Source organism: Armatimonas sp., assembly GCF_043760365.1.
Taxonomy (GTDB): domain Bacteria; phylum Armatimonadota; class Armatimonadia; order Armatimonadales; family Armatimonadaceae; genus Armatimonas.
In genome coordinates this window covers 1-2,179 of record NZ_JAYUPA010000164.1, presented here as the reverse complement: position 1 = coordinate 2,179, position 2,179 = coordinate 1, and the positions used below count along the sequence as shown (strand labels likewise).

The window sequence follows — 2,179 nt, the reverse complement described above, 5'->3', positions numbered from 1 at the left end:
CACAGATGTTGTTGCCCGTAGCGCTTCGGGGACGGTATTACCTCCCGACTTGAAGAGAACACGCCCCATGGGCTCTAGGGTCACCGACCCATCGGTTTCGAGGAGAGTTTGCACGTCCGCACCAATGTGACGTGCAACCAACAGAGCACCATGAGCAAAGCCAGTTTCGGTCTCCGCCATGGAGTCCTCCCACCAGGATGGCAGAGCGGCTTCTCTGACAAAATGCCTTGGGAACCCTGCCGCCGCCAAGCGCTGGTACAGCGTGTCCATCCGTGGAACTGTCTTTTGTTTTACTGTACTCATAGATTTAGTTACTCATTCTATCGTTTTGAAAGCGGAACCTGGAAAACAGAGGGATAGGCTGCATCAGGTTCGCCGCGTTTCTTGATCGCCAAATAGCAACACGGTCGCGCAGCCAAAGTAGTGACGGATCGCGAGTTCAAGACGCAAAACTGCTGAGTGGCTCTCGTCTTCCAAGAACTCGTGGAGTGGTGTTTCAAACTGAAGCTGGCTTCGTTCATCCCAATTCAATTCACGAACTAAGCCCAGAGTGCTGTCGAGAAGCTGGCGTGGTGTTCGATGGAACTCCTGGGAGAAGCCCTCCAGGAACACAGGGCTTGTCTGGGCATCTTCGATCCGAAGGGGCTCAGAGCAACGATAGACCTGCGTACCGGATCGATTATAGACGATATAGTGCTGCTCCTCATCTGGCATCGGTCCAACAGATATAGGGCGCACCCAAAGCGACTGACGAGGAAGATCTCCCGTAACGTGCGCTGAGGTAAGCTCTTCCGTTGTCTGAATTCGCGGGGCGACATAGAAGACCAGCGAGTGCATGTAGTTCAGACGCAGTAGTGCGTCGTGCTGTGCTGATTTCTTCCCCGGCCAAATCTTGAAGCGGAAGAAAGGAGGCTCCAGAACCTCACTTCCGATGGCAGTGCCACGCTGCATGCGTTCGCAGACTTTGAACTGCAAGAACAAGGGCTGGCAGGGAGTAAAGTCTAAGCGGGCATCGTAGCCATGCTTTCCTTCTTCGCGAGTTGTGGGGAGGATCGGCAGGAGCCGCTTCCCCTTAGGCGTGAAACTTCTCTGGAGGCTGTCCAGCAAGGCAAAGGCGTAGGTGAACTCGTTGAACTCGACGTTCACTTGCCTGATCCCTTTAAGAAACCACGAAGCTCCAGTTCCTGGTAGATCGCAGCGGTGTACTGTGGGCTAAAGGCGGCGCGGTTGGGCTTCCACTTCGCGATATCGGCCTGGACTTCCGCCGTGGTTGCAGCCCGCTCCATGCGGCGCAGGTCAAACCAGGATTTGTGAACGGTGGTCCACTGCTCGGATTTGACCGTCTTGCTGTCGTCGAGGGGGAGGAGCTCGTGGTCAAGGTTGGGCTCTTCCTCGCCGAGTAGCTCTAGGGCGCGAGCTACGGCTTCATCGGCGTTGGGGCCAAGCTCGAAGCGAACGGTGAGCTCATCATCGGCGCGTTCGGGCGCTCCTTGCTGAAGCCAGCCATGACGAACGGCGAGTAGCTCGGCTTGCTGTACTTGCTCGGTGTACGGGCCTTTCTTGTCGCGTCGGAAGCTGAGGCTGAGTATAGGAGTGCCCTTGGCTTTCCCCGCCTGAAACATCTCCTGAATGAAGTAGAGGTGCTTAACGAGCCGAACACGTTGGTAGGTGCGTGGCATGGTGAAGCGCGGGCGAGCGGGGTAGCGCCGGAGCCGGTTGAGCCGCTCGGGGGTGCTGGCACGCATGACGAGGTAGGTGGCGAGAAGTGCGGCTCGCTCCAGAATCTCGGCTTCGCGCAGGGGAGTTTGTGGCGGCGTGGCTTGCGCGGTGTGATCCTCAATGAGCTGCTCGACAAAAAGGTCGTCAGTGGTGAGCTGCCCGTAGGCCGCGCTCTCCTCACGCGCCTTCTTTGCCCGTTTCACCTTTGCCTCCTGGACGGCTTCTTCCTTCAGCGTCGGGACAATCTCGGCTTCGTCGGCTTCTTCCTGCGCGTGGCGCTCGTGGTTGAGTTTTAGGAGTCGGCGCAGGACTTCGCCTTTCGCGTCCGGGTGGAGCGTGTAGCGCGTCTCTTTGCCGTCGCCGTAGAACCCTTGGCGCAGGTCGAGATCGCTCCAGCCGTAGGCGTCGCGGACGGCAATGTCCATCTCAGTGTGGAGACGGCGGAGTTCTTCGATGTCAG

General features: G+C 58.0%; 2 protein-coding genes and 1 pseudogene. All 3 read right to left on the bottom strand.

From position 1 onward, the window contains the following. Positions 1-303 (bottom strand): annotated as a pseudogene (locus ACH2EH_RS04105) (hypothetical protein); the annotation flags it as partial. Positions 304-366: 63 nt separating this feature from the next. Continuing rightward, a complete protein-coding gene (locus ACH2EH_RS04100; RefSeq protein ID WP_395139212.1) occupies positions 367-1,146 on the bottom strand; it encodes a hypothetical protein in 780 nt (259 codons plus the stop codon). After that, positions 1,143-2,179 (bottom strand): hypothetical protein (locus tag ACH2EH_RS04095; RefSeq protein ID WP_395139211.1); only part of this gene is annotated, 1,037 nt, incomplete at its 5' end. The genes ACH2EH_RS04100 and ACH2EH_RS04095, both read right to left, overlap by 4 nt.